Annotated in this window: 18 protein-coding genes; 2 read left to right on the forward strand and 16 right to left on the reverse strand. The window is 35.1% G+C overall.

What is annotated here, in order from left to right; translation table 11 throughout:
* Complete coding sequence (locus ABJF08_RS04015) at positions 1–855, forward strand: polysaccharide lyase family 7 protein (protein WP_348114768.1); 855 nt, start codon at positions 1–3, stop codon at positions 853–855.
* A 64-nt stretch (positions 856–919) separates the two neighbouring features.
* Here ABJF08_RS04015 and ABJF08_RS04020 read toward each other — a convergent pair whose 3' ends face one another.
* From ABJF08_RS04020 to ABJF08_RS04070, 11 genes are all read right to left on the reverse strand, one after another.
* A complete protein-coding gene (locus tag ABJF08_RS04020) occupies positions 920–1,780 on the reverse strand; it encodes a mechanosensitive ion channel domain-containing protein (RefSeq protein ID WP_348114770.1) in 861 nt (286 codons plus the stop codon).
* A 208-nt stretch (positions 1,781–1,988) separates the two neighbouring features.
* Positions 1,989–2,810 (reverse strand): mechanosensitive ion channel domain-containing protein, encoded by an 822-nt coding sequence (locus ABJF08_RS04025; protein WP_348114772.1) that lies wholly within the window; start codon positions 2,808–2,810, stop codon positions 1,989–1,991.
* 161 nt (positions 2,811–2,971) lie between these two features.
* Complete coding sequence (locus tag ABJF08_RS04030; protein ID WP_348114774.1) at positions 2,972–4,777, reverse strand: acyl-CoA dehydrogenase family protein; 1,806 nt, start codon at positions 4,775–4,777, stop codon at positions 2,972–2,974.
* A 39-nt stretch (positions 4,778–4,816) separates the two neighbouring features.
* Positions 4,817–6,007 carry an acetyl-CoA C-acyltransferase gene (locus tag ABJF08_RS04035; RefSeq protein WP_348114775.1) on the reverse strand — a complete coding sequence of 397 codons (1,191 nt, stop codon included), beginning with the start codon at positions 6,005–6,007 and terminating at the stop codon, positions 4,817–4,819.
* A 4-nt stretch (positions 6,008–6,011) separates the two neighbouring features.
* Positions 6,012–8,420 carry a 3-hydroxyacyl-CoA dehydrogenase/enoyl-CoA hydratase family protein gene (locus ABJF08_RS04040; protein ID WP_348114776.1) on the reverse strand — a complete coding sequence of 803 codons (2,409 nt, stop codon included), beginning with the start codon at positions 8,418–8,420 and terminating at the stop codon, positions 6,012–6,014.
* Position 8,421: 1 nt separating this feature from the next.
* Positions 8,422–8,880 carry a MarR family transcriptional regulator gene (locus ABJF08_RS04045; RefSeq protein ID WP_104515169.1) on the reverse strand — a complete coding sequence of 153 codons (459 nt, stop codon included), beginning with the start codon at positions 8,878–8,880 and terminating at the stop codon, positions 8,422–8,424.
* 198 nt (positions 8,881–9,078) lie between these two features.
* A complete protein-coding gene (locus tag ABJF08_RS04050) occupies positions 9,079–12,003 on the reverse strand; it encodes a gliding motility-associated C-terminal domain-containing protein (RefSeq protein WP_348114779.1) in 2,925 nt (974 codons plus the stop codon).
* 33 nt (positions 12,004–12,036) lie between these two features.
* Positions 12,037–14,085: a gliding motility-associated C-terminal domain-containing protein gene (locus ABJF08_RS04055; RefSeq protein ID WP_348114781.1), complete on the reverse strand. Its 2,049-nt coding sequence runs from the start codon at positions 14,083–14,085 to the stop codon at positions 12,037–12,039.
* A gap of 30 nt (positions 14,086–14,115) precedes the next feature.
* Entirely contained in the window at positions 14,116–17,391 is a 3,276-nt protein-coding gene (locus ABJF08_RS04060; protein ID WP_348114783.1) for a T9SS type B sorting domain-containing protein, read from the reverse strand.
* 137 nt (positions 17,392–17,528) lie between these two features.
* Positions 17,529–18,371 carry an ABC transporter permease subunit gene (locus ABJF08_RS04065; RefSeq protein ID WP_348114784.1) on the reverse strand — a complete coding sequence of 281 codons (843 nt, stop codon included), beginning with the start codon at positions 18,369–18,371 and terminating at the stop codon, positions 17,529–17,531.
* Between the two features lie 8 nt (positions 18,372–18,379).
* Positions 18,380–19,276: an ATP-binding cassette domain-containing protein gene (locus ABJF08_RS04070; RefSeq protein WP_348114785.1), complete on the reverse strand. Its 897-nt coding sequence runs from the start codon at positions 19,274–19,276 to the stop codon at positions 18,380–18,382.
* 59 nt (positions 19,277–19,335) lie between these two features.
* On the opposite strand from ABJF08_RS04070, the gene ABJF08_RS04075 reads away from it, so the two are divergent.
* A complete protein-coding gene (locus ABJF08_RS04075) occupies positions 19,336–20,400 on the forward strand; it encodes a hypothetical protein (protein WP_348114786.1) in 1,065 nt (354 codons plus the stop codon).
* A 69-nt stretch (positions 20,401–20,469) separates the two neighbouring features.
* On the opposite strand, the gene ABJF08_RS04080 is transcribed toward ABJF08_RS04075, so the two are convergent.
* From ABJF08_RS04080 to ABJF08_RS04100, 5 genes are all read right to left on the reverse strand, one after another.
* Entirely contained in the window at positions 20,470–21,528 is a 1,059-nt protein-coding gene (locus ABJF08_RS04080) for a nucleoid-associated protein (protein ID WP_348114787.1), read from the reverse strand.
* Between the two features lie 3 nt (positions 21,529–21,531).
* Positions 21,532–22,062: a hypothetical protein gene (locus ABJF08_RS04085; protein ID WP_348114788.1), complete on the reverse strand. Its 531-nt coding sequence runs from the start codon at positions 22,060–22,062 to the stop codon at positions 21,532–21,534.
* Positions 22,063–22,214: 152 nt separating this feature from the next.
* Positions 22,215–22,442, reverse strand: coding sequence for a DUF2007 domain-containing protein (locus ABJF08_RS04090; protein ID WP_348114789.1), 228 nt, complete (start codon positions 22,440–22,442; stop codon positions 22,215–22,217).
* A 161-nt stretch (positions 22,443–22,603) separates the two neighbouring features.
* On the reverse strand, positions 22,604–23,080 hold the full coding sequence (locus ABJF08_RS04095; protein ID WP_348114790.1) for a Dps family protein: 477 nt from the start codon (positions 23,078–23,080) through the stop codon (positions 22,604–22,606).
* 104 nt (positions 23,081–23,184) lie between these two features.
* Entirely contained in the window at positions 23,185–24,237 is a 1,053-nt protein-coding gene (locus ABJF08_RS04100) for a COX15/CtaA family protein (RefSeq protein ID WP_348114791.1), read from the reverse strand.
* Between the last annotated feature and the right edge of the window lie 13 nt (positions 24,238–24,250).

Genomic DNA, 24,250 nt, shown 5'->3' on the forward strand with positions numbered 1-24,250 from the left:
ATGATTAAAGAAATAAAAAAGAAAAGTTATAAGAAGATGTTTTTGATCTCAGGATTAGTTTTAACTAGTCTACTGGTTTCATGTGGTGGTGCAAGTAAATCCATAGACAGTACTAATGTAAAAGATACAGAGTCGCCATTTATATTACCACTTCAAGAGGACACAAACGAATGTTTTTCTTGTGATGAAAAAAAGCCTATACATTTAGATCAATTTAAAACAGCTCTAACAGACTCAAAGTTACAACAGTATAAAAACGGTGGAAAGAGTAGGGAAGAGTTTAAAAATTTAGATACTTTTTGCGATGATACTATTTTTAAGGTTTGTGGTGATGCCATGGTTTTACAAGCAACTGACGATAAGAATGATCGTGTAGAGTTTAGACAGCTCAAAGACCTAAAACTTAATGATCAAAGTATTTTGAGGTTTCAAGCAAAATTTGAAAATCTACCTAATTCTAATGATCGAAAAGGAGTAACCTTAGCACAAATACATAATGATGCTCGTGGGGTAGGTAGGCCTCTATTTAGAGTAGAATACACAGGTGAAAATGAATTAAGAGCTGTTCTTACCGATACGTACATTAAATATGAAGGAGAATCTATAAATGATTATTTAGTTGGTTTTAGAGATGGGCATGAACTCTATTGTAAACTAGAAATTTTAGAATCTGGTAATCAAATTAGCGTTTATGTTAAGAATATCAATACTGGAAAGTCAAAGACTAAAATCTATACGGTAGATAACAAGTGGTTAGAAAAAGATGGAGATTTTTACTTTAAAACAGGAGCTTATTTGCAAGTAGCAGGTAAAGCGCCACGAGTTAGTTATTACAGTTTACAATACTCTTATTAATAAAAATAAAAATAGCTTATGCACTAAGTGCATAAGCTATTCTAGTTACGATAAGAAAGGATTTTTAAGCCTCTTTGTGTATTTCCACTGCGTGTGGATAAGGAATTTCAATTTTCTCTCTATCTAGTACAAGTTTTGTGTTTTCTATAGTCCAAAAGTAAACATCCCAGTAATCTTCTGGCGCACAGTAAGGTCTTACAGCAAGATTAACAGAGCTGTCTGCTAGTTCACTAACGTTTACAGATGGTGCTGGATCTTTAAGTACTTTAGGATTAGATTCTAACATGGCAAGTAAAGCATCTTTAGCTTGTTTAATATCTTCACCATATCCTATTCCTACAGTAGTATCTACTCTCATTTTACCTTCGGCAGTATAATTTATAATGTTACCGTTTGCCATAGGGCCATTAGGTATAAGAGCAAGCTTGTTTGCAGGAGTTATTAATTTAGTAACTAATATGTCGATTTCTTTTACAACACCTAATTCTCCTTGTGCTTCTACTAGATCACCTATTTTATAAGGTTTAAAAATTAGGATAAGGACTCCACCAGCAAAGTTAGATAGAGAACCTTGTAAAGCAAGTCCTATCGCAAGACCAGCTGCGGCAAGAATCGCAGCAAAACTAGCTGTCTCAATTCCTAATGTACCTGCTACTGTTACTATAAGAAGTATGGTTAAAACCCATTTAAGTAAACTGGTTAAGAATTTCTTTAAGGTAACGTCATAATCTCTTTTATCCATTAATTTACTAGTTACTTTTACTAGCTTCTTAATAATAAATGCACCAATTATATAAATTAAAATAGCTTTTAAAAGTGGTATACCGTATTCTAGGGCATAACCAGTAATGTTTTCTAAGCTAAATCCGTCAGGACTTATATTCAGGTCTAAATTGTCTGCTTGTACTACAGGTTCTTGAATCATTTTTACTAATGTTTTTGTTTGTTGAACTCAAAATTAACTAGTAAAATATGGGAATATAAAAAGGATGATGTGTTTTTTTAAGAAATACGCTTTATCGTTTAAAAAAACGTTTTAACAGATTTTCTGTCGTTAATCTATATTACCCAAATACTGGATACAAAAAACCGCTCTTGTGGAGCGGTTTTGATAATTATTGAATGAATTTAATTTATCCTTGTTTCTTAATCTCTACTTGATGTGGGTAAGGTATATCAACACCTATAGCATCTAGTGTAGGTTTAAAGTTTTCTTGTAAAAACCAGTAAACAGTCCATACATCATCTGTAAGAGTATACGGTCTTACGTTAATATTTATAGAACTGTCAGCATTTTCTGCCACCATAATTTGTGGAGCAGGATCTTTTAGGACCAGAGGATGGTCTTCTACTAGTTTCCTCAAGGCTTCTAGAGTTTGAGTAATATTCGCATCATAGCTTACCCCTATGGTAGTGTCGCATCTCAAAATTCCTTCCGTATTAAAATTGATTATATTACCATTAAGTAATGGGCCATTGGGAATAATAGCTAGTTTACGTTGTGGTGTTACTATTTTAGTTTGTAAGATATCTATCTCTTTAATAGTACCTAAAACACCTTGTGCCTCGATAGTGTCTCCCACTTTGAAGGGTTTAAATAACAAAAGTAAAACACCACCAGCAAAATTAGACAACGATCCTTGTAATGCTAGTCCTATAGCTAGTCCTGCAGCAGCAATAACTGCGGCAAAACTTGTTGTTTGTATACCCAGTGTTCCTACTACCGTTATAATAAGTAAAATCCAAAGGCCCCATTTAATTAAGTTGAGTAAGAATTTTTCTAAAGTTATATCGTAGTCTCTAGCTAACATTATTTTTCTCGTTAGCTTAAGAGCTTTCTTAATTAACCACCTTCCTACAATAAAAATTAGAATAGCTTTTACTAACGGAATGCCGTATTCTAAAATAAGCTCAAATCCTTTTTCAACATTAAAGTTGTCTAATATCTCTTTCATATGTTACAAAAGTATAGGAAGGCAAGAGAAACCATGTTTATGATTTGTTAATAGTTGAGAACTTTAAGTATTAATTTTAATAATTGATTTCTATTTAATTAAAAAAGCCGCTATTTGGAAAATCCAATAGCGGCTTTAGTTCATTTAAAATTTCTAGAATACTAGAAAGGGTACTTATTAGCTTCAGTCACCTTATCTGCGATAGTATCTCTTAGAGCTACAATGTTAGGTAGGTTTGTGTATTTAGTGAAACGTTTAAGTCCCATAAGCATCATGCGTTGTTCATCACCTTCAGCAAAGCTAGAAATACCTTCTTCAGCTCTTGCTTGGATAATTTTAGACGCTTGATATAAGTAATATTGCGACATTGCAATTTGTTCTTTTTGCTCTTCTACACTAGTACGTGCGATGTTCTTTTGAGTTCTAAGAATAGCACTCTCTGCCATATAGATCTCGATAAGAATATCTGACGCTGCAATTAATAATTGCTGGTGCTCTTCTAGTGCTGGACCAAATTTTTGAACAGCACTTCCTGCTACCATTAAGAATACTTTTTTAAGCTTCTTAACCATATCCATTTCTTCAGATAATGGCTCAGAGAAATCTGGTGTATCAAAAGAAGGAATAGAAGTAAGCTCATTTCCTACTGCCATTGCTGGTTCAAGAAGATTTACATGCCCTTTCATAGCCTTTTTAACAAGCATTCCTACTGCTAGCATACGGTTGATCTCGTTAGTACCTTCATAAATACGTGAGATACGAGCATCTCTCCATGCAGCCTCCATAGGAGCGTCTGCACTGAAGCCCATACCACCATAGATTTGTATACCTTCATCACTACATGCTTGCATATCTTCAGATACAGCAACTTTAAGGATAGAACATTCTATAGCAAATTCTTCAACACCTTTTAATTCTGCTTCTGCAAACGTTGCACCTTCTTCTTGACGCAAGTGGATGCGGTTTTCTACATCTTTCGCTGCACGATAAGAAGCACTTTCACCTACATAAGCATTAACAGCCATTTCAGCTAGTTTCTTTCTAATTGCACCGAACTTTGCGATAGGAGTTTTAAACTGCTCACGCTCATTAGCATAATTAGTAGCAAGTGTAATTACACGACGTTGTGCATCTAGACATGCTGCAGCCAGTTTTATACGACCTACATTTAATGCATTCATCGCAATTTTAAAACCTTCACCACGACCAGCAAGCATGTTCTCTACAGGAACTAGACAATCGTTAAAGAATACCTGACGAGTAGAAGAGGAGTGAATACCTAATTTGTGTTCTTCTTCTCCCATTGTAATTCCATTACTAGGATCGTTTTCTACGATAAATCCAGTAATGTTCTTATCATCTTCTAGACGAGCAAATACTACAAATACATTACAGAAACCTGCATTAGAAATCCACATTTTTTGACCATTGATCTTGTAGTGTTTTCCATCTGCAGTAAGCTCTGCCTTTGTTTTACCAGAATTTGCATCAGATCCTGCACCAGGCTCAGTTAAACAATAAGCTCCAAACCACTCACCAGTTGCCAGTTTAGGAACATATTTTTTCTTTTGCTCTTCAGTACCATATAATGTAATAGGCATAGTACCTATTCCTGTATGTGCTCCAAAAGCAGTTGCGATAGATCCAGTTGCACCAGATATATAATCACAAACTAACATAGTAGAGACAAAGCCCATACCTAGTCCATCATACTCTTCAGGAACAGCGATACCTAAGAAGCCCATTTCTCCGGCTTTGCGCATTACTTCTTCAGTAAGTGCATAGTCTTTCTTTTCAAATCGGTCTTTATTAGGAACGATCTCTTTGTCTACAAATTCTTGTACACTCTCGCGCATCATCTTTTGTTCATCAGAGAAGTCTTCTGGAGTGAATACTTCTGATGGATTTGTTTCTTTCACGATGAATTGTCCACCGCGTATCATTTCTATTTTATTTTCTGTTGACATAATTTTTATTGTTATCTCGCTTTCGCGAAAGCGTAATTCTTAATTTAAAAACTCAAAAATACCAGCAGCTCCTTGTCCAGTTCCCACACACATGGTTACCATACAGTGTTTTCCTTGGTTTCCTCTCTTGCGCATCTCGTCAAAGATTTGCACAGATAGTTTTGCTCCTGAACAACCTAGTGGATGACCTAGTGCGATAGCACCACCGTTTACATTAACTATTTCTTTATTAAGACCTAGTTCTCTAACCACAGCAACAGATTGACTTGCAAAAGCTTCATTTAACTCAATAAGAGCCATGTCTTCTTTTTTAAGACCTGCTTGTTTTAGCGCTTTAGGAATAGCTTCTATAGGTGCGATACCCATTACTCTAGGTTCTACAGCTGCTACGGCAAAGCTTACTAGTTTTGCAATAGGCTTTATACCTAATTCATTTACCATTTCTTCACTCATTACAAGTGTAAATGCGGCTCCATCACTAGTTTGTGAAGAGTTACCAGCAGTTACACTACCACCTGCAGCAAATACTGGACGTAATCTTGCAAGAGCCTCTAGACTTGTACCTTTTCTAGGTCCTTCATCTTTAGTTACTGTATAGGTTCTAGTTTTCTTTTTTCCATTCTCGTCTAGATACGTTTCTTCTACGTCTATAGGGACGATTTGATCTTGGAAACGGTTTTCAGCTAGTGCTCTTAAGGCTTTCATGTGAGAGTCATAAGCAAATTGATCTTGCTCTTCTCTAGAAACCTTATAGTCATTTGCAACCTCTTCGGCAGTAAGTCCCATTCCCCAGTAGTAGTCTTCGTGACCTTGCTTTGCCAGACTATAAGCTGGAGCAGGTTTATAACCACCCATAGGAACATAACTCATGCTTTCTACACCACCAGCCACGATACATTGTGCCATACCTGATTGTACTCTTGCCACAGCTGCACCGATAGCATCTAGTCCAGATGCACACCATCTATTGATACTTATACCTGGAATATCCACTCTATCTAATGCTAGAAGTGATATCTGACGTGCCATATTAAGACCTTGCTCAGCCTCTGGCATTGCATTACCTATAATCATGTCATCGATACGACCTTTATCAAATTCAGGAAGGTCTTTTAACATTCCTTGAATAGTTTCTGCTGCTAGCTCGTCTGGTCTTTTAAATCTAAAAACACCACGACCTGATTTTCCTACTGCCGTTCTTTTTGCGGCAACTATATATGCGTTTGTCATTTTCTTAGTTTCTTAAAGGTTTACCTTTCTGGATCATGTGTTGAAGTCTCTCCAGTGTTTTTCTCTCTCCAGTAAGACTTAAGAATGCTTCACGTTCTAGGTCTAATAAATACTGTTCAGAGACAAGGGTAGGGGCACTTAAATCACCACCTGCCATTACATAAGCTAGTTTATTTGCGATTTTTAAATCATGCTCACTTATGTATTTACCAGCTTTCATAGCGTCAGTTCCTACTAAGAACATTCCTAATGCTTGCTGGCCCAATACTTTTATATCCTTACGCTTAGCAGGTTGTGTATAACCTTTGTCAGCTAGAAGTCTTGCTTGTGCTTTTGCAAAGGCAATACGTCTGTTATCATTTACAACAACATGATCCACACCTTTTCTCAAGATACCTAGATCATATGCTTCATACGCACTTGTTGCAACTTTAGCAGTTCCTATAGTAAGGAAATATTCTCTTAGTCTATTTAACTCTACGTCGTTTTTCTCAAAAGTGTCACTAGCTCTTAGTGCCATTTCTTTTGATCCACCACCACCAGGAATTACACCTACACCAAATTCTACTAGACCGATGTAAGTCTCTGCACTTGCAACAGCAACGTCAGAGTGCATAGTCATTTCACAACCACCACCTAATGCCATTTGATGCGGCGCTACGATAGTAGGAATACTACTATAACGCAATCTCATCACTGTATCTTGGAATTGCTTGATAGCCATATTCAGCTCATCATATTCCTGCTCTACAGCCATCATAAATATCATACCGATATTTGCTCCTACAGAGAAGTTAGCACCATTATTTGCTACTACTAAACCGTCAAAACGATCTTCAGTGATATCAATTGCTTTATTCATACCAGCAAGTACGTCACCACCTATAGAATTCATTTTGGAAGTGAATTCTACATTTAGGATACCGTCACCTATATCATGTACGGTTACACCAGAGTTTTTAAATACTGGAGCATTTGCACGTAAATTGTCCAGAATGATAAACCCATCCTGACCTGGTTTCTTCACATAATCTTTATCTGGGATAGAGTAGTAGTAGGTAGATCCATCTTTTACGGTATAGAAAGATTCAAATCCTTTCTCTAACATTTCTGTTACCCAAGCAGCTGGTTTTTTACCGATTGCTTCCATTAACTCCACACCTTTTGCAACACCTACGGCATCCCAAACCTGGTATGGTCCATGTTCCCAACCGAAACCTGCACTCATTGCATCGTCTATACGGTACAATTCGTCGCTTATTTCTGGAATTCTATGTTGCACGTAGGCAAAAAGAGATGCAAATGATTTTCTATAGAAATCACCAGCTTTATCCTTTCCTTTAATTAATACAGGAAAACGATCTGCTACGTTATCAATTGTTTTTGTTAATTCTAGAGTAGCAAACTTAGCACGTGGCTGTTTCACATACTCCATAGAGTCTAGATCTAATGCTAGAATCTCTTTCTTACCTTCTTTAGTGACGTTCTTTTTATAAAATCCTTGCTTTGTTTTAGAACCTAACCACTTGTTCTCCATCATAGTGTTGATGAAGTCTGGTAATTTAAAGGTGTCTTTATGCTCGTCTTCTGGGCAGTTTTCATAAACACCATTTGCAACATGTACAAGGGTGTCTAGTCCAACAACATCTACCGTTCTAAAAGTTGCAGACTTAGCACGTCCAATGACAGGACCAGTAAGTTTATCAACCTCAGACACAGTAAGACCCATTTCTTTAACCGTGTGGAATAAGCTCTGTATAGAAAAGATACCGATACGGTTTCCTATAAATGCAGGAGTATCTTTTGCAAGAACTGATGTCTTACCTAGGTATTTCTCTCCATATTCCATTAGGAAATCAGTAACTGCAGGATCGCAATTAGGACCTGGAACAACTTCAAATAATTTTAAATATCTCGGCGGATTGAAAAAGTGAGTTACTGCAAAGTGTTTCTGGAAATCTTCACTACGCCCTTCATTCATGAAAGATATAGGAATACCAGAAGTATTTGAGGTAATTAAAGTACCAGGTTTGCGGTACTTCTCAATTTGTTCAAAAACAGATTTTTTAATATCTAACCTTTCAACAACGACTTCAATGATCCAGTCCGTGTCTTTAATTTTTGATAAATCATCAGTTAGATTTCCAGTAGAAATCCTGTTTACAAATGAGTTATTGTATAAAGGTGCCGGTTTACTCTTTACAGAAGCGGTAAGGTTATCGTTAACCATACGGTTACGGACTACTTTGTCTTCTAGAGTTAGACCTTTGGCCTTTTCTTTGTCAGTAAGTTCTCTTGGGACTATGTCCAGTAGGAGTACTTCACAACCTATGTTTGCAAAATGGCAAGCAATTCCACTTCCCATGATACCAGAACCTATTACGGTTACATGTTTTATTCTACGTTTTCCCATATTATTTTTGAGCTAATAGAGCTTTTTTTTTGAAGATTTTTTTAGAGTTTACTATTTCGTTAATTTTAAAGGCAACTTCTAGAAAGGTATCTATTTTTTCTGGTTCAATCTCATTTTTAACGACTTGGTCAAAAGTTTTAACAACTGACTTTGAAAATTCTCTCATTTCAGCGCCGAAATCTGTTAGGTGGATCAATACACTTCTTCCATCTTCTGGATTTCTACGTCTTTCTATGAGACCTTTATTCTCCATCATTTTAAGTGTGCGTGATAGAGAAGTAGCTTCCATTCCCATTTTAGGTCCTAAAGCCGTACTAGGTGTTCCTGTTTCTGGATCTATACTAATAAGAGCAAACCCTGTAGACATAGTACTGCCCTTAACAGCAGCTTGTTCATTATACATTTTAGAAACTGACATCCACGTAGCTCTAAGAATGTAATCGATTGTTTTATCTCTCATAATTATAAATATACTGCAATATAGTAATTTTTATTATGCATGCATAGTAAAATGCTGTAAAATTTCAAACGATATAGTTTAAAGTGTTTTTATTCCGTTTCGCTTTCGCGAAAGCGTAACTAACAGCACAGTTTAAAGATAAAAAAAAATCCTAGTTAATTAAAACTAGGATTTTGATTATTTAATAAGTCAATTTATTTAGTAATTGATATAAACCCAACTTGCTGTGTCTTCTATGTCTGCGTCATTATATTTAATAACGTAGAAGTAAACTCCTGTAGGTAGTAGACCGTCGCCAGATAATACACCTTTATTAGGTATACCTGCAAATTCTACATAATTACTAGCGGCTGTTTCATAAACAACTGATCCATTACGATTAAATATTTGAAGTGTAAAGTTATTGTATTGCTCTGCCAGTCCAGGAATGGAGAACGTATCATTTATGCCATCGTTATTAGGAGAGAATCCTTCTGGGAAGATGATTTCACAACGCTCAAATATGATAGTAAATTGAGACGTGTTGAAACATCCAGTAACATTATCTTCTAATCTAGCAAATAGTAAGTCTGAAGTTGTTCCTGCTTGAAAAGGAACTACGTAAGAAGTGGGTAGTGCGTTAATACCAGCTTGAGCGTCTGCATCAGTAGTATAATAACTAATAGTGAAGTCTGCAGGATTATTACCATTTAGGATAATATCATCTTGTACAGATAATTCAAAAAGGTTTTGGTTCAAATCAACACTATCGTCACAAATGTTAGTAAGATCTGGTGCATTACCTATAGCAGGTGCTGCTTGTACGGTGATATTAAAGCTGGTAGTGTTGTAACAGCCATCAGGTGTTTCTGATCTCACAAAGATTTCTTCAGAACCTGTTACATTATATGTATTAGGTAATGGATTGTTCCCAGAATCAGCATCATTTAAACTGTTATAATAAGTAACAGTGTTTAATCCAGTAGGATCCACGTTGTTATCTTGATCTGATAATATGAAGTCACTACTTCCATCTAATGGTGCATCATCACATACTTCTATATCACTAGGAGTAGAGATGGAAGGTAATGCTTGTACACTTAAGTTTATAGGTGCAGTACCAAAACAGTCTACATCATTAATATTCTGTAATCTTACGTAAACTATTTGTGGAGATATAGTGTTAGTAAACGGTACAGTTGTATCAATAACAGCTGTATTCATATCAGCATCCATTTGTGTAGGGTGGTAGGTGTATGTTACATCTACAGGATTACCAGCGGTGTTCTCTATAACACTTAGATAGCCTGCAAGATCAAAATCTTCTATACCATCCTCGCTAGAGTCGTCACATAGTTCAAAGTCTGGTATATTTGATACACTAGGTGTGGTGCTAACGGTAAGATCAAATGATGCTACAGCGCTACAACCGTCGTCTATAGGAGAGGTACTGTTTGCTATTCTAACCCATACTTGTACTGTTCCCACACTCACATCGTAATTATCTGGTAATGGGTTCGTATCCATTTCAGCATCTGTTTGAGTAGGGTGGTAAGAGATGTTAAAGGTTGCTGCGTCTTGAGTACCTAAAACATCGGCTGTGAATTGCGTTAAATCAATAATTTCTGAACCAGAATTATCATCATCGCAGTAATCTAATAATGTAGTATCAATAGGATCTACAATTCCATTTTCGTATATAACGATATCTTGAACAAAGTCTCTTATGTCGCCAGAAACATCGGTTACATTCACTCTAACGGTATAAGTACCTGCGGTTGCATAAGTGTTTTGAACTACACCAGGACCAGTAACTGATAAAGTATTCCCATCGCCAAAATCCCACATAGATGCTGCTACTTGCGGTAAACATGCTAATTCAAATTCGGTAATATCACCTTGACATTGATCATTTGCAACAAATGAACTTTGAAAATTCGATTGAATAAATACAGGTAATCCTTCTCTACAAATTCCAGGGCTTAAATCGATGTAATCTGAAACATAAGTAGCTGTAGCTCTATCTGCATTTAAAATAGCACCTAAGTAATTGCTGTCTGCCCTCGCTGCATAAATAATTCCGTCAGGACCTAATTGTAAAGTACCTCTTCCATCTGGAGCACCAGTTATTAAAGTGTTTTTAGAGGCGATTATATTATTTGTGTCACATAAATCAAATTGAAAGACATCTCTTGTTACCGTACCAAATCTAGAACCTGTTTCACAGTAAAGGTACTGAGATGTTTTAGAAAATTCAACACCATAAACTGCTCCAGCATCTAATTGTAAACCAGCACCTGCAAACTGACCGTTACCTGGATTAAATTCATATAAATAACAACCAGATCCTGATGCCACACTAGGAGTACCGAAATTATTATTTGCAATAGCGATTTTGGTACCATCTGGAGATGTTCTTAGCATTCCATTTACACTAGTAGCACTAGCTAAGGAGGTTGTGTAATAAGGTAAATTACCATTTGCTGTTTGAGGTATAGGAGTAGCTGCTACAAATGATATTCCTGCACCTGGTATCCCTCTAACTTCCCACGCAAATAAAGAATCATGATTACCAGTTCCTGTAGAGGTTGCTGTAGCATTTCTTTCTGCAAACGTCATTACATATGCATTATTTGAACCAGTTTTGATAGTTGCCGAGACTTTCTCTGCACAACTTTGAAGAAGTATGACATTTTTAACACCAGATACAACGTCACCTAGTCCACCATTTAAAGCCATTTCTACTCTTGAGTAAGCTAATGGTCCAGCACCATTTGCGGTACCTACAGTAAAGATGAAATAAACACCTGGTGTTTCTGGTGCTTTAACGATTATAGCTGCTTGTGTGGAAGATGCGTTTCCTAATAAGCCAGTACCATTAGGCATAATAGAACCGTTTCTATTCCATACATCACTACCGTTAGTGAAAAAAAGTAAATTTCCGGCATCATCAGAAATACTTGCAACTCCTTCTTCTTGATTATAGCCCGAAGCTAATAAAAAAGGTGCCGTAGATCTAACTTGAGGATTAGGTGTAAACTCTAAGCCAGCACCATTACCAAATATCCACCATGAGGCTTCTACTTGTGCATTGATTTGAAAACTTAGAAAAAAAGTTAAGGTTAGGAGGAAAAGTTTTTTCATTTTATTTATAGTTAATTGGATTGTAGTTAATTGCTATCTTAAATAAACATAACCGGCTTGGGGCTTTGTGTTAGGTTCATTTAATTCTAATACATAAAAATATGTACCTGTAGGTAAAATGTCATTGGAGTGAAGTAAACCAGTATTTGATGTGCCGTCCCATCTACCACTTATGTTATTTCCTTCCCAAACCTTTTGTCCGTACCGGTTAAATATATACATTTTATGTTTATCATAAATATTATATAGGCCAGAAACGATAAACGTATCATTTAATCCATCACCGTCAGGTGTTACGACGTTAAAAACTTCTACTTGACAGGGTGTGGTAATTATTTTGAAAGAAAAAACATCAAAACAATTCGAATTAGATACTCTCACAAATATTTCTTGCGTTAAATAAAGATTAGTATAATTGTTAGGATTGATTATTTGATTCCTATTTTCATGTGCATCATTTTCAGTTTCAAAATAAGTAACCTCCTGATTTGAATTACTACTTATTTGATCTGTTATTTGTGTTAAATCAAAAATTGCTTTGTCAAAGCCTAGTTCACACTCTTCAATTACGGATGTGTAATCATTAATTTCAACAGGATCGAAAACAACTATATCTTGTGTTATTGTAAATGTTTGTACTAATGTTTCTACAGTGGCTGTTACCGTATATGTACCAGGAGTAGAGAATAAGTGAGTTGGATTTAAGTCATTTGAAAAATTATTTTCTCCAGAATCTATGTCGCCAAAATCCCAATTTACTGAAACGATGCTAGCAGCAGTTCGAATACTAAAATCTTGGAGTTCACCAAAACAATGATCCATCGTCTCGATCTCTCCATTAAGTAAAAATGATTGTACAAAGATGGGTAGTCCATACCATGCAGTTGTATTAGGAGATAAAGGGAATGAATTGAATACATAATTAGAATTAACGCCAGAAGAATCGGGATCATTTATAACACTTAAAGCATTTTGCTGAAATCTACTGTGGTAAATTTTATTATCTAAACCCAATTGCAAAGCACCTCTAAAAGGGGTAATGTTATCCTGGTGAACTGTTTGTGCGCTAGCAGTTATATTGTTTGCCGTTAAGTCATATTGGACGATTTCTCCTCTTATAAAGTCAAAAATTTGTGTGGTAGATGCATTCATATAATCTACCTCGGCATATAAAAACTGTCCATTTCCAGAAAACTCCACTCCATAAATAGAACCGCCATCAGATCGTGTTAGTAATGCTTGTGGATTAGAAACCACGCCAGTTGCATTGTCAAAATCATATAGGTAAAGTTCGCCACCGTTAGTATATGCAAGACTTCTAGCTGTTAACACGTTTGTAATACCAGAGAATTCTGCTGTTGTGTTATTTGAAAAATGAGCTGCGGCTAGTTTATTTCCTCGAGCATTTATTTTTATATAACCTCTCATTGCCGCGACATCTACATTTGTAACTGGAGAATTAATTAACTCTATGAACGGAGCAACTTGAGAAATTACAGGTGATGTATTAAGTCCACCAGATGTAAGTTCATAAGAATAAAAAGAACCTTCAAATTGTGATATGATCCAGAAACCATCACCTGCTGCATTTGTAATAGCCGTAAGTTTTTCTGATGTGATGGGTAATAGGTTGATGTTTTTATTAAAAGGATCTACATCACCGGTACCATTATTGAGTGACATATCTACTATAGAATAATGTAGACCTTCTGTATTGCGATATACTAAGTCATCTGTATCTACTGTAAAAACATAGTATCGACTAGAACTGCCTGGTAGTGGTACTATTATAGCACTACTTGTACTAGAAGAGTTTCCTTTTAATCCAGTCCCATTAGGCATGATTACATGATTTGCATCATAAATTAAGGATCCATCTGTGTAAAACAATAAATTTCCAAAAGGATCTGAAATCGTTGCGCAACCTTCTCCAGTTACTAACTGACCATTATCTACAGCCACTGCATTACCAGATGAGAAATCGATACCTGCATTGATTCCAAAATACCAATAGGATGATTCTAGTTGCGCTTTCGCGAAAGCGGAACAGATAAAAACGAATAAATAAAATATATACTTCATTGCTCTATTGTAAAAATAGGCAATCATAATTTATCTTTTTAACGTAAAATGAGAAGAAAATGTAGTTCCGTCCATTAAAGTAGCTTTAAACCAGTAATCGCTAGATGGTAATGGAGTACCGTTATAATTTCCATCCCAGCCAGGACCTTGTGGAGATAGTTGTTTGAGTAATTTACCATAACGATCAAATATGTAAATCTCGCTATTAGGTTCAAAAACTACAGAAACACCTATTAACTGCCAGTAATCATGAAATCCGTCATTATTAGGGGTGAAATATCTAGGGTATCCCACTATACTGAAATCTTGTGTAGTAGTTCCACAACCATTTCTATCTCTTACGTAAGCAGTATAGAATCCTGGAGCAATGTTATCAAAAATAGGGCTGTCTTGAAAAGGTTCATCTAGACTTATGCAATACTCGTAGTCTCCCAGACCAGTAACATTAATAGTTGCGCTTCCAGATTCATTTGTGCCAGCATTTACTACTTCTATGCTGTTTATAGTTGCAGGTTCACTTATAATAACAGTAACTAGTCGCTGTCTCGAACATCCATCAGAATTACTTACTGTTACTGTATAATCACCGCCATTAGTTACAGATATAGACTCTGTGGTCTCTCCTGTACTCCAAGAATAAGTGTAATCTGTGGTAGAGCCAGTTATAAGACCACTATCTATAACCAATGCTTGTGGGTTATTACCGCAATAATCATAGAGCTCTGTAAGTTCAATCACAGGAAGTGGATTAACTATAAGCTCTACTTCACTTATTCCAAAACAGTTACCATCAGGAGATTCTGCTCTTGCAAAAATAGTCTGGTTATTTGCTGTGGTGTTTGTGTATGCGATAGGTAGAACGTTTTGTTCTGTTAAAGCATCGTTGAGAGTTAGGTAGTAGTTAAGTGTCACATTAGCAGGAGCATTAACAAGAACATTGCTACTAGCTGTAGTTAGATCAAACTCTGAAAAACCATCTTCTATACCGTCATCATCACAAGTGGAAAGTGTGGTGTCTTGAGCATCGCTAGCGCTTACAGATAATGTGACTGTTGCAGTTGTAAAGCAGCCAGTAGTATCATTTGTTACTCTTGCGACTATTGTTTGCATAGGTGTTAAATTAGTGTAGCTAGTGCTATCTAATGGATTAACATCATTATCTGCATCATTTTGATTAATGAAATAGGTAACAGAAACTCCGGTTGCATTATCACTAATTGAATTGCTGAAACTATCAAAACTAAAAACTGTTCTACCATCTACGGTGCCGTCTTCATCACATTGAAAAGCAGTAAAATCTAATGCGATAGGTTTAGGGTTAACTATTAATTCAAAGAATTGTGTAGTGTCGGCACAACTGTTAGATAATACATTTTCTACACGTACAAAGACCGTTTCATTAAAAGGAGTGGTGTTTCTATACGTGTTAGGTAATGGGTTAGTTCCTAAATCTGCATCGTTTTGTGAAGTATGATAAGAAACATTAAAATCACTTGAATTTTGAGTTCCTAAAATTGATGCTGTTTGATCACTAAGGTTAAAGTCAATGATTCCATCAAAATCATCATCACATTCTTCTAAATCATCTACTGTATTAGAAACAGGTTGATCAAAAATTTCTAGATTAAAACTTAAAGTTTCATAACATTCAGCATTATTAGAATTATAGATTCTAGCGATTAGGCTTTGGTTAGCGATATTTGATTCATATGGAGTGGTGATAGGGTTTAAGTTATCGTCTGCATTTCTTTGATTTGTAAAGTATCTTACCGTATAAGTTAAATCACTTTGAGATCCTAAAATTTCTGGGGTTGCAGTATTATCTAAATCAAAAGTGGCCATACCATCTAAGTCCAGATCACAAGCAGCTTGATCTGATATAGGATTTGCTACAGGAGATTCATAAATTTGAACGTTTTTACGATATATTCTGGTGCTACCTCCACTAGTAAGAGATAGTACAACATTATAAATTCTAGCTGCTGCATATGTATGGGTAGGGTTTTCTTGTGTAGAAGTATTTCCATCTCCAAAATCCCATAATACTGCATCTGGTGGTGTGTCTGATTGAAATTCAAAGGTGGTACCATCTCCTAGACATAAATTCTCTACTTCTATAAGAGCGAAGAAACTTTGAATAAAAGGAGGTAATCCCTGTGTTGATGCGCGTCCAGAAAGTGGTATAGCATCATGTTGATAATTACAACCTGCACCTATAGTATTAGGGTTATTGATTACTCCTAAAAAAGGTCTGCCTATATCATAAGAATCTGATATGGCTCTGTAGATTTTTCCATCTATTCCTAACTGTAAAGAACCACGGTATCCCTGTCTTGTGTCTATAACGGTACCGAAAACAATAGGATTTACTAAGTTTGTGTTCGTAAGTTGGTATTGGTAAAGGGTAGAGGTATGGTTTGCAGCACCAGATCCACCAGCATCGTTAGATGCTGTAACATATAATAAGCTTCCATCTGGAGAAAATTCTACTCCATAACCAGCTTGATTTGCACCGGTAAAAGATAACCTACGCTCATTAGAGACAACACCAGAGCTTTGGTCATAATCGTAGATAAATGTACCTGAATTCATATTACAAGATACCATATATCTACCATCAGGAGATATTTTTAAATTCCCTCTTCTTTCTGTGGTTGAAGTTGCTACAGTAGATATTACTGGAGTTATATTAACACCTGTGGCACTTACGGTATAGGTGAAAAATGAATCATAGGCACCAAACCCAGAGGCATTTGCCATCGCGGTTACAAGAATTTCGTCATTGACAGAATGATTAATTGCAGTCAACTTCTCTGCAGCCTGACCTATGAGCTGTGGAGGATTTGCGATGTTAGTAATTACTTCTCCAAGACCTCGATTTCCGGTCATGTCTACTTCATAATAATGTATCCCATCAGAACCTCCGAAGGCTGGTACATCTACTGTGAAAATATAATAAATATTTGGGTCCTGTGGTTTTGGGATGATAATAGCACTTTGTGTACTAGAAGGATTACCTCTTAAGCCCACGCCGTTAACCATTATGTTATGTGAACTGTCGTAAACAGTAGATCCGTCTGTGTAGAAAAGAAGTTGGCCATTTTCGTCAGATATGCTGGCACAACCTTCATTAGTAGATACTTGGCCATTTGTTAAAGCGGTAACAGCACCTGTTGTAGGATCAAAATTTATACCTGCATTAAAACCAAAATACCAATTTGAGGCTTCTAATTGAGCATTAACTAAACCACAACTAAATAATATTGCCAAAATTGGAATGGCATGAAGGAATATCTTTTTCTGCATAGTGCGAATTTAATATACACATATCACAATTGAGACTCTTTTAACATTTCCTGATTTTAAGCAAATGGATAATAATGAAAATGTCGCTATAAAATTAATTATAGCGACATTTTATAAGTCAATTATATTAATAGAGATTATAAATCTCGCTTTTTTAATAAGGCATATGAGAAGTAAATAAATAATGTACTCCATATACATACAGATGCTACATCTATCCATTCTATGTCGTAACCAAAATCCATACCTTCTACAGTAATTTGATTCAAAGCAGACTCCACTAGATCAATTTTTGTAAAGGGTTGTTTAATTAAATTAGACATAGCATTTAATGGTAAAATATGGGTCAACCATTCATAAATGTGGGTATCGTAAAACGTATCTACTCCTTTAGCTAATAAGTTTAGTATTCCTTCAAAAATGTACCACACAAATACAAAACCTAATGCAAAGGCGCTTCTTTTGACTAAAATACCAGCAAATAAACAGAAACAAAAGAATACCAAATGTGCTAAGAAGAATGCACCTAAATATCCCATTTGTGAGAATATTATAGAAGGCTCGTCAAAGTCAGAATAAATTAAGCCTAATATTAATGAGGCTATAAATACTACAACGGTGGTTAAAATTGCTAAAGACAAGGCTAAGTATAACTTAGAAAGTATCAATTCTTTCTTACTTAATCCATCTATTAAATTTTGCTTAATCGTTCTATTGCTATATTCATTTGCCGTAAGTGATACTAGTACAATGGCTATAAATATTTTTAAAAAGCTAGTGAAATAAGTACTGATATGCCAAACTAATGGAAAGTTGAAAATTCCTAAATCAGAAAAACTACCGTTAAATCCATTAATGTCTATTCTTATCATACCACTAAGCGTCATAAGAACTACGATGACTAAATAAATAATGGTAAGTACTATACTGCTTTTACTATATCTAAATTTGTGAAATTCTATATCTAATAATCTTTTCATGGCGTGGATTAGTTTTTGTTAGTTAACTCGATGAATTGGTCTTCTAGGCTTTGTTTCCTATGCACTAATTTGCTTAGAATAATACCGCTCTCAAATGCATCTTTATTGATTTGTGCATTATCAACAGGTTCATAAAGTTTAACTTCTAAACCGTTATCATGTGTAGTGATGGTACCTGCGTAAGGCTTGTTTTTGATGAAATTATATAAAATCTTTCTATCACTAGAGTCTATAAAAATAGAACCATGATTCCTATTCATTTCATCTACTGGTCCAGCGTAAAGCATTTTACCTAATCTTAATACAATAACGTCTGTACATACTTTTTCAACTTCGTCCAGTAGGTGAGAGGCGAGTAGTATGGTAGTACCGTTTGATGCGATCTTTTGTATAATATCTCTAATTTGTCTTATACCTTGTGGGTCCAGTCCATTAGTAGGTTCATCTAGAATTAATATTTCAGGATCGTTAAGTAATGCACTTGCTATTGCCAGACGTTGTTTCATACCTAATGAATAGGTACTGAATTTTGAATTCCTGCGATCTAGAAGGTCTACTACAGCTAGTTTTTCTTCAATCTTAGATTTATCTATATTTTTAATTTTACAAACTAATTCTAAGTTTTGAATTGCACTCATGCTAGGGTAGAAATTAGGTCTTTCTATAATAGCGCCTATTCTTTTAAGAGCATCATGATTAGAGGTAGATCCTTCAAACCATTTATAATCACCGCTAGTGGGATTTACCACATTGAGCACCATTCCTAAAGTTGTGGATTTACCACTACCATTAGGTCCTAGTATACCATAGACGTGGCCTTTTTTAATTTTAAATGAAATATGGTCTACTGCTGTTAAGGCGCCATATGTTTTATGAAGTTGGTTAATTTCAAGGATGGTTTCCATGAATGAGGTTTTTTTGTTGTATTATGTGACTGCAAGAAACGAAAAATGTTACTGTAATTATGTCAGAAAAGATTCTCAATGATAAATTATTGTCAAATAAGAAACCTACATTTCCTATAGGTAGTTCATTATCAGACTATGTGAAGCGGTATAATCGAGCTACTAGTATACCTGTGTCGTATGATGATTTACTGAGATTTGCTGGTTGTATAACGGTTTATGATAAGAATGATGAAGATACCTTATGGGTAAGATGTTATTATTCTGATTCTGATAGGGAGCAAATAGATAGACATCTTAAAAGAATTTATGATATTCTCCATAGTGATGGACGTGATGAGACTCTAGACTACTTAAGTGTCGATGCTGTTGATTATTGCACTTTTGGTAATACGAAGCCATTCCGTATTAAGGTGAGTAATATTCTTAATGATGCATTTACCTATTTTTATGTAAAAAAAGCAGATGCCTCCCGCGTTTATGGGCTAGAGTTAGAGCATTTGCTTTCACCACACCGTATTAATTTTTTAGTTTATAAAGACACTCTTATAGAAGAGCATATAGCAGGTATACCAGGTGATGAATTTATTGCAGACTATATGGATGGTTGCGATCATCAAGAGCTAACTCAAATTGCAAAGGAATTTGTAAAGTTTAATGAACGTTGTTTGATACGGTTGCTAGGCGATATGCGTTCTTACAACTATGTGGTTATCCCAACTCATGATTTTGATAGAGTAAGTTACGCTATACGTGCGATAGATTTTGACCAGCAATCCTATGAGGGGAAATTAAAAGTGTATCGACCGCAGTTTTTTAAAGAAAACCTTCCTATGGTAACTAATGTTGCAGAGTGTTTAAAAAGCGCCAGTATTGAACAATATAAAAAAGAAGAACGTGCCTTGATCGCAAAGCGTTTAATTAATACTCAAACTAGGTATAAACAGCTTATAAAGTGTATGAGAGCCGACTTTATATCTACACCTATAAAGTTTAAACAACTCAAAAGAGAATTACATGAATTTACTGGTGATGTTAAATTTAAAACAGCAAGAAGTATGGGAGGTATTTTAAATACTGCTATGGAGTTTGTTAAAAGAAATTACCACGATTTAGATCATTAAATAAAAATGTCTCTAACGATTTAAGTACGTTAGAGACATTTTTAAATTTTAAATTGTGAGTAAGAAAGTTTATTTCTTTTCTTCACGATTAAAGTAAACTAGATAGTAATACATTTGTTTTTCTTCGTCCCATCCTTTTTCAATAAACTTATCAGCACTATCAGGATTAGTAAAGTCCATTTTTATTTGAACATGAGTATCTAGATTGATAACACTTTTTATTCCTTTACGAGCTGCACTTACTGCAGTGTTAGAGATAGGAAAGCTAGATACATCTTCTATAGAGTGTTTTGCACCTTGATCTACTTTATAATTTTTAAATTCTGGAATTAGTTCTGGATTATCTAATGTTTCATTTAAAAAGGCAGATTCTTCAAAAGTGTCATTTTTTGCAAAATGATTTACTGCACGATTCATAAACATTACTTCTTCCTTCTTATCCTCAGCAGGTAGAACTACGTCTTTTGCAAAGTCTTGACAAAATTTCAAATACTTCTTAGTAAAGAAATTTTCGTCTTCAAAAACATCTACACCTAGGAAACTCTCTAGCCAGTATTTTGCATCATAACGGTTAGAATCTACAGAAAGGATTTTGTACCCTACTTCTTCTTCAACGTTAAATATGATAGCACCTTTATCAAGTTTATTTAAGTTAACTCCTTGTTGTAAGATCATCTTTAAATCAGACTCTCCTTCTTCAAATTGTAAAAACTCTTGTTTTATCTCACTCTTAAAGATACCTATTGCGTCAGTTTTATTGTTGTCCACCATTACGTTATCAAAGTAACAGATATATATCTCACCACTTCTTATGTGTGGATGGTCTGACTGCTGGTATAAGTGTTTTGCCATCTTCTTACTATTTTCTAGTAAGGAAGCTGGTGTTGAGAATATCGCTTTCGCGTAAGCGTACATCTCATGAAACTCTAAGTCATCTTCATGTGTGAAACTATAATAAGCCTCTTCTTTAGAACGGAAAGATTTTAAGAAATATTCTTTTAAAAGAGAATGCATCTCGTCATCTAGCGGCGTGGTGTTATCTGAAGTAAGAAGGTGCTCTCCTTTATTCTTATTACCTACACGATGTATGGCAAGGTTTTCAATTCTAGTATTAAATAAATTGATCATAGGCTAGTATAGGTCGTTTTCGTCAAAGGAATGCTCGTCATAGAACTCGTCATCACCGTCATCTATATCACCGCGATATTCTTCTTCTCCATCTTCATGAAAACGTGGGTCGGCTTCAAATTCTTTATCAGGAGCGTTATCAGGTAATTCACCTACAGAAAATATAACCTGTGGATAAGCTGTTCCAGATACATTACTAACAATATCTGCTAGTTCTACAGAGAATGTCCAAAGACTTAGGAAGTCATAAATATAGATCATCCTAGTCTTAGTTTTACTCATGGCGTTTTCTAATAAAGTGTCTGCCATTTTCTTAACTGGAGCCATACCACCACTCATATCAAATAGGCAATACTCTTCACCTTGATTCCATTCTTCATCACTAGCATAGAAACTAGCCATTTCATCACCTTCTAGTTGAAAGGACTGCACAATAACGTTGTGAAACTCTTCAAGTGTGCTATTTGCATCAATTTCTATGTCTCTAAAACAGTCATCATTTGCATCAAGTAGAACTCTTATTCTATAGATCATTTACTTCAATTTTTAAGGATGGCAAAGATATGAATTTTGAATCTGAAGTTAGGCGATAAGAAGGTGATCTATTTGAGTAATAAATCACTTTGTAGATTAGAATTTCTTTTTCATTTCTAAACCATTTCTTTAAAGAATTATTAAAACGATATTTATGGCGTGTTTTTTAAATTAAACACATCTACTACTTTTTGCGCTTTTTCTAAATCAGTGTTTAGAATGTATAGTTCTACACTTTCTGCTGTGGTACCAAAACCGGCTAGTCTACCAGACTCTTGATTGTTTTTTATAATAGAAGGTATGTTTTGTTCTTCTAGTAATTGTGCTAGTCTGTTAATAGTTATAGCACTTGCTGTGTATATTCTTATTTGATCTGCCATGAGTATGTTGTTTAATGCTTTTATTTAAAACGTTAGATTGATGGACTTAGTTCATGGAAAATTCAAATATTTGATAAGAATTTCATAAAAAAAAAACTCTCGTAATCTTTTTAAGGATTATGAGAGTTTTATTTACTTATAAAAATAATGGTTTACATTTCTTACTTATTTAAGAATGAAGAATACATCCATACTAATTTTTCTTGAGAACTTATGTAATCGCTCATTAGGGCGCTAGTACCTTCGTCGTCAGCATCAGAAGAAAGAGTTAGTAATTCACGTTGAAGGATAATTATAGTTTGAAAAGAAGATAAAATGTCTTCTACTGCTACAATACCATCGCTTACTTGTGCACTTTCTTTAATTTGAGAAGCAGCTCTATAATCTGCATAGTTGTGCTTAGGAGTGTGTCCTAGTGTTAAGATTCTTTCGGCAACTTCGTCTATTTTAAGAACAAGGTCATTGTATAATTCTTCAAATTTTACGTGTAGTTCAAAAAACTTTTCTCCTTTAATATTCCAGTGATAACCTCTGGTGTTTTGATAGAAAATGGAGTAATTAGCTAGAAGTTCATTTAGTTTTTCAGCTAGTTCTTTTGCTTTGTCGCTGTCGAGTCCTATTAAGTTGGTATTTTTCATGGTATATAATTTTAAAATTGTGTGGATTCTTAATTATTTGATATAAAGTTAGTCTTTATCTATAGAGGTTTATGTGACACATGTTACTTATTGCACTATTCATGTTATGACTTTAGTGCAACCCTTAATCGCATCCATAAATAGAACTGTACGCCTAAGATCAAAGAGGCGATAACTAAATGAACCGCTTGGGAGCCAAAAGGAAAATTTAAGTAATTCATAAAAACACCGCTTAAAATGGTAATTACAAATAAACCTGCCAGCAGATAGTATGGAGTTTTAGGATGTTGAAACCTCTTTATCATCTGGTAGAAAAACCAAATGTGTGCAATTACTAATAAGATAGAGTAACTTCTATGTATAATAAAAACTAACGGCCCATTCTCTAACCATGTAGAACTTAATGGATAGCCCAATAAATCTACTTGATGATCTATAAACTGTCGTACTTGTGTTCCCATCGCTACCTGCACAAGAGTTAGAATGATAAGCAAAACAGCAAATCGAGCCATTTTCTTATTGGATTTAAAACGGTAATCAATAGGTTTTACCTCGTGCAACAAATAGATCAATAGCCCTACTATAAGTAACGCTACTATCATATGAAAGGTAATTAATGCAGGGGATAAATGAGTATCTACAACTATTTTTCCTATTACAGCTTGAACACCCATAGATATAACAGCAACAAAACTCAATACAGTAAGCCATGGTCTTTTCTTAATATAGCGCAATGAAAATATAAACATGATCAAAACTACCAGACCACCTAGTGCGCCTACTAGTCGGTTAACATATTCTGTCCAAGTGTGATAGACGTTAAATACTGCATAATCGTGTTTAGTGTAAGGTTCCCAGTTTTCTTCAGAAAAGGTTTTTGTAGAGAAAAAATCATCTTTGGCTACACGCAATTCTTCGTCTACTATAATCACCATACCTTCTTTATAAGGTGTCTCTGGAGAGAACTCTATTTGAGATTGCTCTGTAGGTGGTATTAAGTAACCAAAACATTTAGGCCAGTCTGGACATCCCATACCGCTACCAGTCATGCGTACCACAGCGCCAGCGATAACTATAAGATAAATTAGTAAGATGCTGAGAGATAGCCACTGACGGTATCTTTTTTCTGAGAAGAAATTTTGGATAGTGTTATTCATTGCAATCGTTTCT

Source organism: Nonlabens sp. (assembly GCF_039941875.1).
Taxonomy (GTDB): domain Bacteria; phylum Bacteroidota; class Bacteroidia; order Flavobacteriales; family Flavobacteriaceae; genus Nonlabens.